This window comes from Streptomyces sp. NBC_00503 (assembly GCF_036346895.1).
GTDB lineage: Bacteria > Actinomycetota > Actinomycetes > Streptomycetales > Streptomycetaceae > Streptomyces.
Map to the genome: position 1 here is coordinate 3,769,493 of NZ_CP107855.1, position 16,716 is coordinate 3,786,208.

Genomic DNA, 16,716 nt, shown 5'->3' on the forward strand with positions numbered 1-16,716 from the left:
CCCTTCCACCGTTCCCCGGGCTCCGCCCGGACCCGGTCCTCAAACGCCGGACGGGCTGAAGGCTGCTCCGGGGGCCGGGCCCCCGGGGCGGGTCCGGGTCAGGACAGGGCTGGGCGCCTGGTGGGGAGGCCCTTGGGGACTGCTCGGCGGCGGGGGGTGGAGGTGCCGGTCCAGCAGGTGCCGCGGCGGGCCATCAGGCGGCCCAGCCACAGTTCCATGGAGACGAGTTCCGCGAGGCCGTCCAGCGGGACCGGGCGGCCGTCCGCGGCGTCGAGCAGGGCCTGGCGGACGACCCTGGCTTCGATGAGGCCGGCGTCCGCGAGGAGGGGGGTGGCGAAGAGGGTCAGGAGGGCGGGGAGGGCTGCGGTCAGGCCCAGGCGGGTCGCGGATTCGTTCGGGGCGTGGGCCGTGGCGCCCCAGCCGGGCGGGAGTTCGCGTACTCCGGCCGAGGACAGGACGCTGCGCAGGATCGCCGCCCGCGCGCCGGGCTGGACGCGCAGGGATTCGGGGAGGGCGCGGGCGGCCCGTACGACCTGGTTGTCCAGGAAGGGGGCGTGCAGGCGCTGGCTTCGGACCTCGACGGCCTGTTCGAAGACCCGGTGGTCGGCGGCGTGGCGGGCCAGGACGGCGCGGGCACGGGCCTCCCCGGGGCGCAGGGAGAGGGGAGGGCGGGCCGCGGCGTTGTGGAGGCGGATCGATACCTCGGCCAGGGCTTCGCCGGTCAGCCAGGCCGCTGCCGGGCCCGGGCGGGACCAGGTCAGGGCCGCGAGCGAGGCGTCGACCGGGGAGGAGGAGGTGGCTCCCGTGATCGCGCCCTCGCGCAGGCGGGCCGCGGCCGCCTCCATGCCCGTGCGGTACGGCGTACGGGCGAGGCGGCGGGCCGCCGAGTAGATGGAGAAGGGGACCAGGAGGGATTCCCCGGGGGCGGAGCGGGTGAGGGCGGCGACGGGGCGCAGCAGGTGGCGGCGGCGGCGGTCGAGGAGGAGGTCGGCCAGGCGGGCCGGGTGGGCGTCGAGGACCTGGCGGGCTCCGTGGCCGGTGAAGTGGTCGGCGGAGCCGGCGGCCAGGCGGCGCCGCTCACGGGCGGCGGAGATGAGGGAGGGGCCGGGTTCGTCGGTGAGCGGGCCGTCGAGGTCGGCGTAGGGGAGGGCTTCCTCGGCGGCGGCCACGACCACGTGGTGCAGGCGGGGGTTGGCGGCGATGGCGTGGGCGCGTTCCAGTTCGGCTTCGCGGCCCCGGGGGGTGGCGAGGTCGTTGAAGGTGACGGCCAGGAGTCGTTCGCCGGACTGTCTCACCACCGTGCCGGGGGCTCCGGGCAGTCCGGCGGCGAGGAGGGCCAGGGTGGCGGAGGCGCTGCCGCCGGAGAGGTCGGCGCCGACTCCGGGTACGGGGGCGCCGCGGGCCGCCCGCCGGTCGGCGGGGCCCATTCCGGGAACGGGCCCGGGATCGTGGGGCAGTGTGTCGGGGGCATGGCGGGGAGCCGTGAGCCGGGCGCGCACCGCGTCGACCAACGCTTCCCGTACGCCCTCCACCGCGCGCTCGGGGTCGGCCGTCGGGGCGGCCACCGCGAGGGAGGCCACCGGCTCGTACCCGGTGATCTCCCGCGAGCCCTCGCGCAGGATCAGCGCGTGGCCGGGCGGGATGCGGCGTACGCCGACGTACGGTGTGCCGTCGCCCAGCGCCTCCGGGCTGTCGGGGCAGGCCAGCAGGGCGGCGAGGTGGCCGATGTCGAGCTGCGCCTCGATCAGGTCGGCGAGCGGGAGTGCGGCGGTGGCGTACGCGGTTCCGCTGGCCCAGGGCGTGTAGAAGACGGGCCGGGCGCCCGCGAGGTCGCCGACCACGGTGATGCGGCGGCCGGCCTGGACGACGGCGGTGTAGCTGCCGGGCCACTGGGTGAGGTGGCGCAGGGCGCCGCCGCGGGCGGCGTAGAGGGCGCGGCGCAGTTCCTCGTCGGTGGCCCCGCAGCAGCCGAGGACGGCGAGCCGCGTGAAGGGGTCGGCGGGGTCGGCGGTGAGGGTGCGGATCTCGTCGGGGCGCCAGTCGCCGACGGCCCACAGGGGGTCGGGGTCGCCCCACAGGAGTTGGGCGCCGACGGGGACCACGGTGCGGTCGGCATCGGCGGCGCCCGGTTCGTCGGGGTGGTCCGCGTCGGCGAGGCCGCCGCGGAGGGGGCCGTCGCCATGGCCGTAGCCGTGGCCCGAGCCGTCGCCGTTCCCGTAACCGGAGCCGTTCCCGTAGGCGGCGGACCCGTAAGAGGCGTACCCGGAGCCGTATCCCCCCTGGCCGGCGCCTTGTGCAGGGCTCTGCCCCGCGACCCGTCCGGCCGTGCCGAAGCTCGCGGCGATACTGCTCCAACCCACCAACCAGCGCACCGCCGCCTCCACAGCCCGTGGGCACCTGACCGGGGTGCGAACCGCGCGGTCGGCGCTACTGGGCGCGGCCGGCGGGACCCCGGGTGGCTCGGGGTCCATGCTGCCACGTGACAGGCGTGCGAGAGTGGTTAAGGGGGGCGCACATGCAAACGAACACGCCCCGTCCATGCGGTATTTGGCGTTCCGTTCCCACCGTCCCATAGGTCGGTTTCGGCCATTCTTCGACCGTACTGCGGTCGTGCCGAAACCATCCTGCGGCCCTGTCGGGGCCGTACTCCGGCCACCCTGCGGCCGTACCGGGGGCCCACCGGGCCCGGTGCGCGGAGCGCGGTCCGGGAGGCGGGATCCACCCCCCGGACCGTTCCGCCACCCGCGGGGATTGAGGCAGCGGCATCCCCCGGCCCGCCGGATTCACGCAGCGGGCCGACCCACGCACCGTCATCGAATCGCCGGGCCGGTGGAGCGGCCAGAGCGCACGGCCGGGCGCACGGCCACACGGGCGGAGCACGCCGCGACACGTGCGCCCCGGGCACGGGACCCCGCCCGACTGTGCATACGGACAACAATCCCGCCATACGGAACAGGGGGCCTTAACGCTTGGGAGGCGGGGAACTACGCTGGGTTTACGAAATGCCGGGCGCCTATGCCCCGGCGGCGTCTGCGTTCCGCGTGTGACGAGGGGTGGCGCATGTCCAGGGAGCTCCGCGAGCCCAATGAGAAGCTCGGCGCCGTCCTCGCCCTCGCGGGCATCAGCAACGCCGGGCTGGCACGCCGGGTCAACGACCTCGGCGCACAGCGCGGCCTGACGCTTCGGTACGACAAGACATCGGTGGCCCGGTGGGTGTCGAAGGGGATGGTGCCGCAGGGCGCCGCCCCGCACCTGATCGCGGCCGCCATCGGCGCGAAGCTGGGCCGGCCCGTGCCGCTGCACGAGATCGGTCTCGCGGACGCGGACCCGGCGCCCGAGGTGGGGCTGGCCTTCCCGCGGGACGTGGGGGCCGCCGTGCGCTCGGCGACCGACCTCTACCGGCTCGACCTCGCCGGTCGGCGCGGCGGTGGCGGGATCTGGCAGTCGCTCGCCGGTTCCTTCTCGGTGTCGGCCTACGCCACACCGGCCTCGCGCTGGCTGATATCTCCCGCCGACGGCTCCGTGGCACGCGAACCGGGGCAGGGGCAGGGGCAGGGGCAGCAGCCTCATGGACAGCCGAAGGGCCAGCCGCCCCATGGGCAGCCGAACGGCCTGAGCCAGCGCCGCGGAGCCCCGTCCCACGCGACAGCTCCCTCGCGCGAACCCGTGCCCGGCGCGGCCCCGCCGGAGGGGCTTCCGGCACCGCCGGGCGCCCTTGTCGGGGGTGTGCCCGCCCAGCCTTCCGGTGAAACGCCCGCGCCGCCCGCCCCCGAGACCGGCCCGCAGCGCGTGGGCCACAGCGATGTGGCCAAGCTGCGCGAGGCCGCCGAGGACGCCCGCCGCTGGGACTCCAAGTACGGGGGCGGCGACTGGCGTTCGTCGATGGTCCCCGAGTGCCTGCGGGTGGACGCGGCGCCGCTGCTGCTCGGCTCCTACACCGACGAGGTGGGCCGCGCGCTCTTCGGCGCGACCGCCGAACTGACCCGGCTGGCGGGCTGGATGGCCTTCGACACCGGCCAGCAGGAGGCGGCCCAGCGGTACTACATCCAGGCCCTGCGCCTGGCCCGCGCCGCAGCCGACGTACCGCTCGGCGGGTACGTGCTGGCCTCGATGTCGCTGCAGGCGACGTACCGGGACTTCCCCGACGAGGGCGTGGACCTCGCGCAGGCCGCCGTCGAGCGCAACCGGGGGCTGGCCACCGCCCGCACCATGAGCTTCTTCCGCCTCGTCGAGGCCCGGGCGCACGCGAAGGCGGGCGATTCGGCGGCCGCCGGGTCCGCGCTGCGGGCCGCCGAGGGCTGGCTGGAGCGGGCCCGGGAGGGCGACGGGGATCCGACCTGGCTGGGCTTCTACTCCTACGACCGCTTCGCGGCGGACGCGGCCGAGTGTTACCGGGACCTCAAACTCCCCCGCCAGGTAAGGCGATTCACAGAACAGGCACTTTCGCGGCCGACCGAGGAGTACGTACGCTCGCACGGGCTGCGGCTCGTCGTGAGCGCGGTGGCCGAGCTGGAGTCGGGGAACCTCGACGCGGCCTGCGCGGCCGGCACCCGGGCGGTGGAGGTCGCGGGCCGGATCTCCTCGGCGCGGACCAACGAGTACGTACGGGACCTGCTGCACCGGCTGGAACCGTACGGGGACGAACCGCGCGTCGCCGAACTGCGCGAGCGGGCCAGGCCTCTGCTGGTGACCCCGGCATAGGCCCCGCGTGGCCTCGTTGTCAGTGGCGGGGTGCACTATGCAGGGGTGGGAGGTGTCAGCGTGGGCGGCTTGGGCAGCATGGGCAGGGTGGACTGCGACGTGCTGGTGATCGGCGGCGGAATCGTCGGCCTGTCGACGGCGCATGCCCTCGCCGGGCTCGCTCCGGGGACCCGTGTGGTCGTCCTGGAGAAGGAGGACGGCCCCGCCCGGCACCAGACGGGCCGCAACAGCGGTGTGATCCACAGCGGGATCTACTACAAGCCCGGTTCGCTCAAGGCGCGCTTCGCGGTGCGCGGTGCGGCCGAGATGGTCAAGTTCTGCGCGGAGCACGGCATCCCGCACGAGGTGACCGGCAAGCTCATCGTCGCCACCGGGCGGGACGAGCTGCCGCGCCTGCACGCGCTCGTCCAGCGCGGCCGGGAGAACGGCATCCCGGTGCGCGAGCTGGGCCCGACGCAGATCGCGGAGTACGAGCCGGAGGTCCGCGGGCTCGCCGCGATCCACGTGGGGACCACCGGGATCGTGGACTACGGGCGGGTCGCCCGGCAGCTGGCGGAGTCCTCCGGCGCGGAGATCGTCTACGGCGGCGCGGTGGACCTGATCTCGCGGCGCGCCTCGGGGGTTGCGGTGCGCACGACCACCGGCCTGGTGGTGCGCTCCCGCGTCCTGGTGAACTGCGCGGGGCTCCAGTGCGACCGGATCGCCCGGCTGGCCGGTGACGACCCGGGCATGCGCATCGTCCCGTTCCGCGGCGAGTACTACGACCTGGCCCGGCCCGAGCTGGTGCGCGGGCTGGTCTACCCGGTGCCGGACCCGGCGTTCCCCTTCCTCGGCGTCCACCTGACCCGGGGCATCGGCGGCGGGGTCCACGTCGGACCGAACGCGGTGCCGGCGCTGGCGCGCGAGGGGTACGGCTGGGGCGTCGTGCGGCCGCGGGACCTCGCGGACGAGCTGGCCTGGCCGGGATCCTGGCGGATGGCCGCGCGCCACTGGCGGTACGGGGCGGGCGAGATCCGGCGGTCGGTGTCGAAGCCCGCCTTCCTGCAAGCCGTACGCAGACTGCTGCCCGCGGTGACCGCGGCGGACCTGGTGGCTTCGGCGGCCGGAGTGCGGGCGCAGGCCGTGCTGCGGGACGGGACGCTGGTGGACGACTTCCTGATCCGGGAGGCACCGCGGACGGTGCACGTGCTGAACGCGCCGTCGCCCGCGGCCACGGCCTCGCTGCCCATCGGGCGGGAGATCGCGGGCCGGGCACTGACCGCGCTGCGCACGGCGTAGGCCGCCCCTTCGGGATCCTGCCGGGCGCGGCAGCCCCGGGGGCGCCCGCGTAGAATCGGGCGCATTGTGGCTGACTCTCAAAACCCCCCGCACCCTGCCCCGGAACCCGCGCCGGAGGCGACCACCTACACGCCCCCGAAGTGGCGGACCGAGCCGCGGTTCCCCGACGGGCCCGCGCCCGATCCGGCCGGCTCGCACCACGAACGGCGGATCCGGAGCTTCCAGCCCCGGCGCAGCCGGGTGACCACCGGGCAGGGCGAAGCCCTGAAGCGGCTCTGGGGGACCTGGGGGCTCGACATCGACGGGCACGAGGTCCTCGATCTCAAGAAGATGTTCGACGGGCTTCCCGTCGTCCTCGAGATCGGCTTCGGCATGGGCGAGGCCACCGCGCAGATGGCCGCCGCCGATCCCGGCACCGGGATCCTCGCCGCCGACGTGCACACCCCCGGGCAGGGAAACCTGCTCGCCCTCGCCGAGCGGGGCGGGATGACCAATGTGCGCGTCGCGAACGGCGACGCCATCATCCTGCTCCGCGAGATGCTGCCCCCGGACTCCCTCGCCGGGCTCCGCGTGTACTTCCCCGACCCCTGGCCGAAGGCCCGCCACCACAAGCGGCGGCTGATCCAGCCCGAGTTCCTCGCACTGGCCGCCACCCGCATGGCGCCCGGGGCGGTCCTGCACTGCGCGACCGACTGGGAGCCGTACGCCGAGCAGATGCTCGAAGTGCTCACCACGCAGCCCGAGTTCGAGAACACCCAGGCCGACGGCGGCTATGCGCCCCGCCCCGACTTCCGGCCCCTCACCCGTTTCGAGGGCCAGGGTCTCGACAAGGGCCACGTCGTACACGACTTGCTCTTCCGCCGCACGGGTAACGCGGAGAACTGACAACGTCACTCCGCGTGTCCGCGCGGATCGGTAGAGTCATCGCGTGTCCCGAGCGACCCGACTGTTCCGTGTGCTCCGCGTGCTCCCCATGCCGCGTGTGCGTGTGTACGTACTCGTGGTGCTGCTCGCCGCGTCCGGCGTCGCGATCCTGGAGCTCGTACGGGAGCAGACGGGCACGCCCGGGTTCCTCGTCGGTCTCGCTCTGGCCCTGCTGCCGGTGCCGCCGCTCATGGCGGCCTTCCGGTGGCTGGGCCGGGCCGCCCCGCACCCGTGGGCGCAGCTGCTGTTCTGCTTCGGCTGGGGTGCTTGCGCCGCCGCGCTGATCGCCATACTGGCCAACAGTTTCGCCACCGAGTGGATAGCCGCGGCCACCGCCGATCCCTCCCATGCCGATCGGCTCGGCTCGGTGGCCATCGCGCCGTTGGTCGAGGAGACCGCCAAGGCGGCGGCCCTCCTGCTGGTGTTCCTCTTCCGCAGACGCCAGTTCACCGGCCCGGCCGACGGTTTCGTGGTGGCGGGTTTCACCGCCGTGGGCTTCGCCTTCACCGAGAACATCCTCTATCTCGGCAATGCCTTCGACGAGGACGCCACCAACGGCACCGAGGTGCTGAACTCCGTGACGGCCGCGACGTTCTTCGTCCGCATCGTCATGTCCCCCTTCGCGCATCCGCTGTTCACCGTGCTCACCGGCCTCGGTTTCGGCGCGGCCGCGCTCAGCGTCCGCCGGGCCCGCCGGATCGTGCTGCCGCTGCTGGGACTGGCTCCGGCCATAGGGCTGCACGCGCTGTGGAACAGCTCCTCGGACCTCGGTGAGTCCGGTTTCTACGTGGTCTACGGCTGCGTGATGGTCCCGGTGTTCGGGATCCTGGTCTGGCTGGCCGTGTGGCTGCGGCGGCGCCGCCTGCGCACGGTCGCCGCGGAACTCGCGGTGTACGCGGCCGCCGGCTGGCTCGGCCGCGCCGAGGTGCCCGCGCTGGCTTCGGTGCCGGCGCGTTCGCTGGCCCGCCAGCTGGCCCGCGGCGTGGGGGGCCGCCCTGCCGCGCGGGCGGTCGCCCTGTACGAGGCCGACGCGGTGGCCCTTGCCCTGCTACGCCGCCGGGCGCGCAGCGGCGGTCCGGTCGGCGAGCCGGATTTCGCGCTCCGGGAACGGGAGTTGCTGAGCCGGCTCTGGCTGCGCCGGGCGACGGCGGGCCCGGCGCTGTGCCGGGCGGCGGCCCTGGAGGAGCTGTTGCCGCCCTCCTTCGACGCCCTGGGCCCGGCGGACCCGTTCGAGGCGGCGGACGCCTTCGGGGCGGCGGACCGCTTCGGGACGGTGGACCGCTTCGAGGCGGCGGACCGTTTCGCCACGGACGATCGTTTCGCCGCGGCCGACCGCTTCGGCCCGGCGGGAGCGGGCCGGCCCGTGCTGGCCGGCGTACCGGCTCCGCGGGAGCGGGGGCCGTACGGCCTCAGACGTTCAGGCCCCGTGCCGTCAGCCACGCCAGCGGGTCCACCGTAGAGCCGCCTTCGCGCACTTCGAGGTGGAGGTGGGGGCCGGTGACGTTGCCGGTGGCGCCGACGCGGCCGATGGTGTCGCCCGCAGCGACGGTGCCGCCGGTCACGGACATCGAGGACAGGTGGCAGTACCAGATCTCGGTGCCGTCGGGGAGTTCCAGCACGATCCGGTAGCCGTACGCGCCGGACCAGCCGGCCGAGGTGATCTTGCCGCTGCCGACCGCCTTGACCGGGGTGCCGGTCGGGGCCGCGAAGTCGAGGCCGGTGTGGTGCCCGGAGGACCACATGGAGCCGGCGTCCCCGTAGTGCGAGGTGAGGGTGTAGGCGGAGGTGGGCAGGGAGTAGCTGCCGGCCACCGCGGCGGCCTCCTGCTTGGCCTTGGCCTCGGCGGCCGCCTTGGCCTCCTCGGCCTCGCGCGTCTCCTTGGCGGCCTGTTCGGCCGCCGCTGCCTCGGCCGCCTTGCGCGCGGTCTCCTGGGCCGCGTGCGCGTCCTTGGCGGCGGCCTCCTGGGCGATCCGCTCGGTCTCGGCCCGCTCCTGGGCCGCGGCGGCCTCCTGCTGGGACCCCGCCTGCTGGAGGATGCGGCTGCGCAGGAGCTCACCGGCGTCATTGCTCCGGTCGGCCTGTCTCGGGATGAGGCCGGTCCGCTGCACGGCCGCGGTGTCCGCGTTCCCGTCCGAATTCCCGTCGGCGTGCTGCGCGTTGCCGTCTCCGCTGCCGCCCAGCACCTCGGGCAGGGACGGCAGGGAGGGCAGGGTGATGGCCACCTGGGGGCGGTCCTGCGCGGTGGCGATGCCGCCCGCGCCGACCGCCGCGATGACGCCGACCCCGAGGACGGTGGACGAGCGCGCGAGTCCGCCGCGCTGCTTGAGGACGCGGTGCTTGCCGCGCAGCGGCCGGGCCGAGTCCTCGGTCGGGTTCCACTCGCCCCAGGCGCCGGCGGTGGGCGGCTCCTGGACTTCGATGCCTTCAGGGGCAGGCGAGTTGGAGGCCACCGGGGCACACTCCTCATGGACACGCACGCGCACGGCGCCATCTCTTGCGACGGCTGGGACGACCGCGCTGCGTTATCGAACGGTAATAGAAGAAGGGGAGTGATTCCAAGCAGTTGCGATTGATCGTTAACGACAATCAGCCACTCCCCGAACGGCTATGGCCAGGACTTTTGCGCTCACTCCCGGATCAACTCGGGCAAAAATTGGCCGACTCCCTCGCCTCTTCCGCCACATCTTCACATTGACGGCTCGTCAGAGACCTTGCTGAACGCGCCCTTTCGGTTACGTTCAGTTGCCTTTCGGTACCACCGGCACCGTCCGCCGCCGGTCCTGCTGCCGCTCCCCCGGCCGCGCGACGGCCAGCAGCGCCATGTCGTCCGTGGCCTCGCCACCCGTATGACGGCGTACGTCGGTGCCGAGCGCGCTCAGCAGTTCGTCGGGGCCGGAGAAGACCCGCCCGCGCAGCCGGTCCGCCGGATCGTAGAAGGTCCCCGACCCGTCCCGGGCCTCCGTCAGCCCGTCCGTGTACAGGAGCAGCGTGGCCCCCGCCGGGAACGGCCACTCCTGCACCCGGTCCGGCCAGCCGCCCAGGTCCCCCATGCCCAGCGGCAGCGCCGGCTCGGCGGGGGCCAGCGCCGCGAGGCCGCCGTCCGCGTACAGCAGCAGCGGCTCGGGATGGCCCCGGTTGACGAGCCGCAGCACGCCGGCGCCCGGCGGGATCTCGCCGAGCACGCACGTGGTGAACCCCTCCACCGCGTCCAGGCTGTCGCGCCGGTTGCCCTCGCGGGCCAGCGCCCGCTCCAGCCGCTGCGCCACCGCCTCCAGCGAGGGCTCGCTCTCCGCCGCCTCCCGGAAGGCCCCCAGGACCACCGCCACGGCCTCGACGGCCCCCAGCCCCTTCCCCCGTACGTCGCCCACCGCGAGGCGCACCCCGTACGGGGTGTCCTGCACGGCGTAGAGGTCGCCGCCGATGAAGGCGTCCGCCTGCGCGGCTTCGTAGGAGGCGGACACGTGCAGCCCCGCGATCCGTTCGGCGGGCGTCGGCAGCACGGCGCGCTGCGCGGCCTCGGCGATCCCGCGCGCGGAGGCGAGCTGCGCGCCGCTGCGCCGCACCACGGTGTTGATCAGCGTGGCCAGCCCGGAGACGGTGAGCACGGTGGCCAGCTCGGTCAGGGACTCCACCTGCCAGCTGGTGCCGTTGAAGATGTGCAGCAGGATCACGGCGACCGTGGACAGGGCCCCGATCAGCATGGTGGAGCGCAGGGAGAACAGCGGGGCCGCGATCAGCGGGGCCGCAGAGAAGAAGGGGGAGCCGGTGAAGCTGGGCGGGGTGAGGAGGTCGAAGAGGAATCCGAGGACGATCAGGGTGAACGGGAGCGTTCTGACGATCCGGCGGACCCGGCTGCTGCCGACGGCCGCGCCGAACACGCGCCCGCCCCTGCCCTGTCGGCCCAGCCGCACCACGCTGCTCTCCTGCCGCCCGGTCCCTCGCACGGGTGCGGGCCCGCCGCCGCCTCGCCCCCCAAGGCTGTCCGCAGGAGGGCCCGTTCGGCGACCCGGGCGGGACCGTTCGGGTGACGGGAGCGGAGTGCGGAGTGCGGAGATCTGCACGGGTATACGACGAAGGCCCGGCCCCCCTGAGGGGACCGGGCCTTCGTACTGAGTAGCGGGGGCAGGATTTGAACCTACGACCTCTGGGTTATGAGCCCAGCGAGCTACCGAGCTGCTCCACCCCGCGTCGGTAAACCCAACTCTACGCCATCCGGGGGGAGGGCTTCGCCAATTAACGTCCGCCCCTCTCCCAGACGGGCATAACCGCAGGTCAGAGCCTTGAAACCGGGTTTCCCGCGGCCGCTGGGGCCGACCTCACGAGGTCAGTGGAGTCGGCGAACTCCGCCCGCGTACGGGCCATCCGGCCCGGAAACGACTGAGCGCCCCACCGGGCCGAAGCCGGGTGGGGCGCTCAGGAGCAGGTCCGGAGGGATTGACCCCCGCCTGCGAGCAGTAGGCCATGTCGGACTCGAACCGACAACCAACGGATTAAAAGTCCGCTGCTCTGCCAATTGAGCTAATGGCCCGTGGCGTGCTCACCCCAGAGCATAGCCGCAGAGCGCCGGGCAGCCGATCGCATATCGGCTTGTCCGGGCCGGAGCATGTCGGCGAGGGCCTCTGGGGCTCGCGGTGGAATGCGAACAGGGCCCCTACGAAGGTGTCGTAGGGGCCCTGTTCATGTTCCGAGCCGTCAGCTCGGGACGTTATTAGTCGTTGCGCTTCCAGCGCGGCTTGTCGTCGCGGCGGCCGAAGGAGGAACCGCCGGTCGAACCGGAGCCGGAGGGACGGTTGTCGTCACGACGGCCGTACGGGCGGTCGCCACCCGCGGGGCGGTCGTCGCGGCGGAAGCCACCGCCGGACGGACGGTCACCGCCGCCGGAGCGGAAGCCGCCACCGGTCGGACGGTCGCCACCGGAGCGGAAGCCACCGGACGGACGGTCGTCGCGGCGGAAGCCGCCACGGTCGCCACCGCGGTCGTCACGGTTGAAGCCGCCGGTCGGACGGTCGCCACCGGAGCGGAAGCCGCCACGGTCGCCACCACGGTCGTCACGGTTGAAACCACCCGAGGGGCGGTCGTCGCGACGGAAGCCACCGCCGGACGGACGGTCGCCACCACCGGAGCGGAAGCCGCCACCGGTCGGACGGTCGCCACCCGAGCGGAAGCCGCCGGTCGGACGGTCGCCACCGGAGCGGAAGCCGCCACGGTCGTCACGGTTGAAACCACCCGAGGGGCGGTCGTCGCGACGGAAGCCACCGCCGGACGGACGGTCGCCACCACCGGAGCGGAAGCCGCCACCGGTCGGACGGTCGCCACCGGAGCGGAAGCCGCCACGGTCGCCACCGCGGTCGCCACGGTCGTCGCGGCGGAAGCCGCCACGGTCGCCGCCACGGTCACCGCCACGGTCACCGCGGTCGTCGCGACGGTTGTCACGGCGCTCGAAGTTGCCACGCTCGTCACGGCTCTGGAACGCGGGGCGCTCCTCGACGACCGGCGCGGACGCGACGGCAGCCGCGACCTCGGCGACAGCGGCCTCGGCCACCTCGGCGACAGCGGCCTCCGGGTCCTCGCCGCGCTCACGCGCGGAGCGGGCGACCAGGCGGTCGGCCTCCTCGCGCAGCTCGACGGCACGGCGCGACAGGCGCTCCAGCTGCTTGGTGAGGTCGGCGACCTCACGCTCGGCCTGCTTCGCGGCGTTGTTCGCGGAGTCGGCCTGGACCTCGGTCAGCGAACGCGCACCGGTGATCTCGGCGACCTCGGGGTCGAAGGCGCCGACGCCCTGGACGATGTGGCGCGTGGCGTCGACGCCCGCGTCCTCCATCAGGCGGAAGATCTGGCGGCGCTGGTGCGGAAGCGCCAGCGAGACGACGACACCGGACTTGCCGGCGCGGGCGGTGCGGCCCGAGCGGTGCAGGTAGTCCTTGTGGTCGCCGGCCGGGTCCACGTTCAGGACCAGGTCGATGCCGTCCACGTGGATGCCGCGGGCGGCGACGTCGGTGGCGACGAGCGCGTTGACGTAGCCGTCCTTGAAGTCGGCGAGGACGCGGGTACGGGCACCCTGCGTCATGCCGCCGTGCAGCGCGTCGGCCTTCACACCGGACTCGATGAGCTGCTCGGCGATGCGGTCGGCGCCCAGCTGGGTGCGGACGAAGATGATGGTGCGGCCCTTGCGGGCGGCGATGGCGGCCGTGACCGGCGCCTTGTCCTTCGGCTTCACGACGAGGACGTGGTGCGTCATGGTCGTGACGTTGCCCTGCGCGCTGTCGACCTCGTGCGTGACGGGGTTGGTCAGGTAGCGCTTGACCAGGGTGCCGATCTCGTTCTCCATGGTGGCGGAGAAGAGCATGCGCTGGCCGCCGCCGGGGATCTGGTCGAGCAGCTCGGTGACCTCGGGCAGGAAGCCCAGGTCGGCCATCTGGTCGGCCTCGTCGAGGACCGCGACCTGGACGTTCGCCAGGGAGCAGGCGCCGCGGTTGATGATGTCGCGCAGACGGCCCGGGGTGGCGACGAGGACGTCGACACCGCGCTCCAGAGCGAAGATCTGGTTGCTCATGGAGGTACCGCCGCAGACGACCTTCATCTTCAGGCCGAGCACGTCGCCGTAGGGCTGGAGAGCGTCGGCGACCTGCATCGCGAGCTCACGCGTCGGCGTCAGGATGATCGCGCGGGGCTTCTTCTTCTCGGTGTGGCCGCCGGCCAGCGAGGCCAGGGTCGGCAGACCGAAGGAGAGGGTCTTGCCGGAGCCGGTGCGGCCACGGCCGAGGATGTCCTTGCCGGCCAGGGCGTCCGGGATGGTCGCGGCCTGGATCGGGAAGGGCGCGGTGACGCCGTTCTGCGCGAGCTTGCGCACGATGCCGTCCGGCAGACCGAGGTCGCCGAAGGTCAGGGTGGGCTCGGCGTCGGCGTCGTCGGCCGCAGCCTCGTCGTCGAAGTCGGTGGTGTCGGTGTCGATGGTGGAGTCCTCGAAGGACTCGCCGGTCGCCACGTCGGCCTCAAGAGCCTCGATGATCTCGTCGGCGACTACGGCCTCGATGGCCTCGGTGACCGCAAGGGTCTCGGCGTCGACGATCTCGTTGGAGTCGTTCTCGGGCATGACGGAACGGTCAGAACTGGAAATGGACATGCGAAATGCGAAACCTTCCGGAGTCTCGGCACGCGCCCAAACTCCGTGAATCGCAAATCGACCGCCTCAATGCGGTCAGCCACGGTTGGGGAGAGTACGCGCCACGCGGCGCTCTTCGGAGTCGGCGCCGGGCAATGGGATCAAACGATCTATAACCATACGCACCCTCCCCCGGGTCTGGCAAGTCACTCCCCCGAATAAGCCTCTGACCTGCACAAACGCCAACGGGGAGAGCAGCGGCCGACACCGGTAGGGGGGCGCGCGAACAGAGGAACGCGCCAGTCACTGCCCCCCTGGCACCCCGCTCGGATCCGGCGACGGAACCACCGGACTCGGTGTGGGTTGCGTCACTGGCGGAGTCGAGGCCGACGGAGCCGGGGTCGGCGGCTGCGGACTCGGAGAGGGCGGCTGCCCGCCCCCGGAGCCACCGGCTCCGGCAGAGCCTCCCGCCCCGCCGGAGCCCGACCCGGAGCCGGAGCCTCCGCCCGAGGGCTGCTGGCCGCTCTGGCCGCCCGCGCCGCCGCCCGGCCCCGCCGAGGGCGAGGGGGCCCCGGGAGGGCCCGCCGGGGCTCCCGGGCTGGGGGAGGCCCCGGGCGCGCCGGAGGCCTTGCCGGGCTCCCCGGCCTTGCCCTCCTGGTTCCCCGCGACGTCCTTCGAGCCGTGGCCGCCGCCGTGCACCCCGGCGCCCTTCCCGGACGAGGACCCGCCGGACTTCCCGCTCTGGGTGCCCGCCGAGGAGGAGGGCCCCGGCTTCGCGGCGTCGTCGCCGACGCTCATGCAGCCGGCCGTGGAGGCCGTCGCCGCCACCGCGAGGGCGGCGACGACCAGCCGGAGGGGGCGGCGCGAGGGGCGGCGGAAGCGGAGGGAAGCGGACAACTGGCGCACGGGGCACCTCCGGAACACAGAACAAGAGTCCGCAGTGAGCGGGTCAATGTGCCCAACTCCCTTTGCCCCGTAAGAGACACGCCCCAGTGCCGAGCGGGGCCGCGCCCCGTCAGGCGAACAGCTGTCCGGCCACCTGGTAGCCGAGCACGACCCCGCCGAGCCCGACCAGCACCGAGGCCGCCACATTGGCGGCGGCGAGGAACTTCCAGCCCCGCTCGGCCAGCCGCAGCGTCTCGTAGGAGAAGGTCGAGTAGGTGCTCAGCGCCCCGCACAGCCCGGTGCCGATCAGCAGGTTCAGCCGCGAGGAGGCGGCCCCGTCCAGCACCGCGCCGGCCAGCGCCCCCAGCACCAGGGAGGCTGTGGCGTTCACCACGAAGGTCCCCCACGGGAACACCGAGTCGTGGCGCAGCTGCACCGCGCGGTCCGTCAGGTACCGCAGCGGAGCCCCTACGGCCGCACCCGCCATCACGGTCAGCCAGTTCAGCCAGCTCACCGGCGCCCCCGCCCCCGCGACCGCCCGCGTCCACGAGCGCGGCCGTCGCCGACCGCGCGCCGGGTGACCGTGGCCGCCGCCCACACCGCGCCCATCGCCCCGACGACCGTGAGCCCGGCGTACGCCAGCGCGGTACCGGCCTCCCCGTCGTCCAGCAGGTGCGCGAAATCCACCGCGTAGGTGGAGAAGGTCGTGAACCCGCCGAGCACCCCGACCCCGGCGAAGGGCCGCACCAGCGGATGCGGGGCGGTCCGGCCGCCCTCGCTGATCAGCACCATCAGTACGCCGATCAGCGCGCAGCCGGTCACGTTGATCCAGAAGGTCGCCCACGGGAACGCCCCGGGCGCGGCCGGCCACAGCAGGGAGATCCCGTACCGCGCCGAGGCGCCCACGGCGCCGCCCGCCGCCACCGCCGCGAGCACCCGCCCCAGGGGTTCGGCGCGCTGCGCGGGCACATGGAGGTCGACGTCCGGGTCGATGGCCTCGGCGCCCCCGGTCGGCCGGGTCACCGGCGCTCCGCCGTCGGCCGGGTCACCGGCGCGGCTCCGCACGTCTCGTCACCGGGCCATTCTCGCGCGCCGCGCGCCGGCCCGCCGAGTCCGGGCCCTCCGGAACGGGCGGCCGTCCCGGAGAATGGGCGCGTGCTGGAGATGACGCGTGACGCGTTCGAAGAGCTGGTGGCCGAGGCGCTGGACTCGATCCCCGAGGAGCTGACCCGGGTCATGGACAACGTGGCCGTCTTCGTGGAGGACGAGCCCGCCGCCGACGACCCCGAACTGCTCGGCCTCTACGAGGGGACCCCGCTCACCGAGCGCGGCGAGTGGTACGCCGGGGTGCTGCCCGACCGGATCTCGATCTACATGGGCCCGACCCTGCGGATGTGCGAGAGCCCGCAGGAGGTGGTCCAGGAGGTGGCCGTGACCGTGGTCCACGAGATCGCCCACCACTTCGGCATCGACGACGAGCGGCTCCACGAACTCGGCTGGGGCTGACCTGCGGGTCCCCCCGGGCGACCGCTGACCCGCCCGCGGAAACCGTTTTGGCGATCGCCGCCGGGATCCCATATGCTTCTCACGTCCCCGACGCACTCGAGAGTGCACGGCGGGCCTTTAGCCCTCATCGTCTAGTGGCCCAGGACGCCGCCCTTTCAAGGCGGTAGCACGGGTTCGAATCCCGTTGGGGGTACGCATTACCGTGTGCGAGACTTGTTCTCGCACATTGCAAGGACCTGTGGAGCAGTTGGTTAGCTCGCCACCCTGTCAAGGTGGAGGTCGCGGGTTCAAGTCCCGTCAGGTTCGCTGAGACCGGAAAC

The 16,716-nt window shown here is 73.7% G+C and carries 12 protein-coding genes and 4 tRNA genes; 7 read left to right on the forward strand and 9 right to left on the reverse strand.

What is annotated here, in order from left to right; all coding sequences use genetic code 11:
* Positions 1-98: 98 nt before the first annotated feature.
* Positions 99-2,372 (reverse strand): asparagine synthase-related protein, encoded by a 2,274-nt coding sequence (locus OG490_RS17570; protein ID WP_330297244.1) that lies wholly within the window; start codon positions 2,370-2,372, stop codon positions 99-101.
* 688 nt (positions 2,373-3,060) lie between these two features.
* Between OG490_RS17570 and OG490_RS17575 the strand changes: the two genes are divergently transcribed.
* The 4 genes from OG490_RS17575 (at position 3,061) to OG490_RS17590 (ending at position 8,362) form a co-directional block, all read left to right on the forward strand.
* Positions 3,061-4,701 (forward strand): sporulation protein, encoded by a 1,641-nt coding sequence (locus OG490_RS17575; protein ID WP_330297245.1) that lies wholly within the window; start codon positions 3,061-3,063, stop codon positions 4,699-4,701.
* A 78-nt stretch (positions 4,702-4,779) separates the two neighbouring features.
* The gene (lhgO, locus tag OG490_RS17580) at positions 4,780-5,979 is read left to right on the forward strand and encodes an L-2-hydroxyglutarate oxidase (protein WP_330300965.1); all 1,200 of its coding nucleotides are present in this window, start codon (positions 4,780-4,782) and stop codon (positions 5,977-5,979) included.
* Positions 5,980-6,045: 66 nt separating this feature from the next.
* The gene (gene trmB, locus OG490_RS17585; RefSeq protein WP_330297246.1) at positions 6,046-6,864 is read left to right on the forward strand and encodes a tRNA (guanosine(46)-N7)-methyltransferase TrmB; all 819 of its coding nucleotides are present in this window, start codon (positions 6,046-6,048) and stop codon (positions 6,862-6,864) included.
* 88 nt (positions 6,865-6,952) lie between these two features.
* Positions 6,953-8,362: a PrsW family intramembrane metalloprotease gene (locus OG490_RS17590; protein WP_330297247.1), complete on the forward strand. Its 1,410-nt coding sequence runs from the start codon at positions 6,953-6,955 to the stop codon at positions 8,360-8,362.
* On the opposite strand, the gene OG490_RS17595 is transcribed toward OG490_RS17590, so the two are convergent.
* The 8 genes from OG490_RS17595 to OG490_RS17630 all read right to left on the reverse strand — a co-directional run bounded on the left by OG490_RS17595 (position 8,313) and on the right by OG490_RS17630 (position 15,913).
* Positions 8,313-9,353 carry a M23 family metallopeptidase gene (locus OG490_RS17595; protein WP_330297248.1) on the reverse strand — a complete coding sequence of 347 codons (1,041 nt, stop codon included), beginning with the start codon at positions 9,351-9,353 and terminating at the stop codon, positions 8,313-8,315. The two genes, OG490_RS17590 and OG490_RS17595, sit on opposite strands and share 50 nt — an antisense overlap.
* Before the next feature lie 288 nt (positions 9,354-9,641).
* On the reverse strand, positions 9,642-10,817 hold the full coding sequence (locus tag OG490_RS17600) for a PP2C family protein-serine/threonine phosphatase (RefSeq protein ID WP_330297249.1): 1,176 nt from the start codon (positions 10,815-10,817) through the stop codon (positions 9,642-9,644).
* Positions 10,818-11,017: 200 nt separating this feature from the next.
* Positions 11,018-11,091: transfer RNA gene (locus OG490_RS17605), tRNA-Met, on the reverse strand.
* A gap of 267 nt (positions 11,092-11,358) precedes the next feature.
* Positions 11,359-11,431 (reverse strand) — tRNA-Lys (locus OG490_RS17610).
* 180 nt (positions 11,432-11,611) lie between these two features.
* Positions 11,612-14,026 carry a DEAD/DEAH box helicase gene (locus OG490_RS17615; protein ID WP_330297250.1) on the reverse strand — a complete coding sequence of 805 codons (2,415 nt, stop codon included), beginning with the start codon at positions 14,024-14,026 and terminating at the stop codon, positions 11,612-11,614.
* A 282-nt stretch (positions 14,027-14,308) separates the two neighbouring features.
* On the reverse strand, positions 14,309-14,911 hold the full coding sequence (locus OG490_RS17620) for a hypothetical protein (protein ID WP_330297251.1): 603 nt from the start codon (positions 14,909-14,911) through the stop codon (positions 14,309-14,311).
* Between the two features lie 109 nt (positions 14,912-15,020).
* On the reverse strand, positions 15,021-15,395 hold the full coding sequence (locus tag OG490_RS17625; protein WP_330300966.1) for a fluoride efflux transporter FluC: 375 nt from the start codon (positions 15,393-15,395) through the stop codon (positions 15,021-15,023).
* 5 nt (positions 15,396-15,400) lie between these two features.
* Entirely contained in the window at positions 15,401-15,913 is a 513-nt protein-coding gene (locus OG490_RS17630; RefSeq protein WP_330297252.1) for a FluC/FEX family fluoride channel, read from the reverse strand.
* A 132-nt stretch (positions 15,914-16,045) separates the two neighbouring features.
* Here OG490_RS17630 and OG490_RS17635 point away from each other — a divergent pair, with 132 nt between their 5' ends.
* From OG490_RS17635 to OG490_RS17645, 3 genes are all read left to right on the forward strand, one after another.
* A complete protein-coding gene (locus tag OG490_RS17635; RefSeq protein WP_330297253.1) occupies positions 16,046-16,396 on the forward strand; it encodes a metallopeptidase family protein in 351 nt (116 codons plus the stop codon).
* Between the two features lie 120 nt (positions 16,397-16,516).
* Positions 16,517-16,589: transfer RNA gene (locus OG490_RS17640), tRNA-Glu, on the forward strand.
* 39 nt (positions 16,590-16,628) lie between these two features.
* Positions 16,629-16,702, forward strand: a tRNA-Asp gene (locus tag OG490_RS17645).
* The last annotated feature ends 14 nt before the right edge of the window (positions 16,703-16,716 follow it).

Excerpts from the sequence above, each read along its gene's own strand:
- OG490_RS17575 (WP_330297245.1), top strand. The coding sequence starts at position 3,061 with ATGTCCAGGGAGCTCCGCGAGCCCAATGAGAAGCTCGGCGCCGTCCTC.
- lhgO (WP_330300965.1), top strand. The coding sequence starts at position 4,780 with ATGGGCAGGGTGGACTGCGACGTGCTGGTGATCGGCGGCGGAATCGTC.
- OG490_RS17590 (WP_330297247.1), top strand. The coding sequence starts at position 6,953 with ATGCCGCGTGTGCGTGTGTACGTACTCGTGGTGCTGCTCGCCGCGTCC.
- OG490_RS17615 (WP_330297250.1), bottom strand. The coding sequence starts at position 14,026 with ATGTCCATTTCCAGTTCTGACCGTTCCGTCATGCCCGAGAACGACTCC.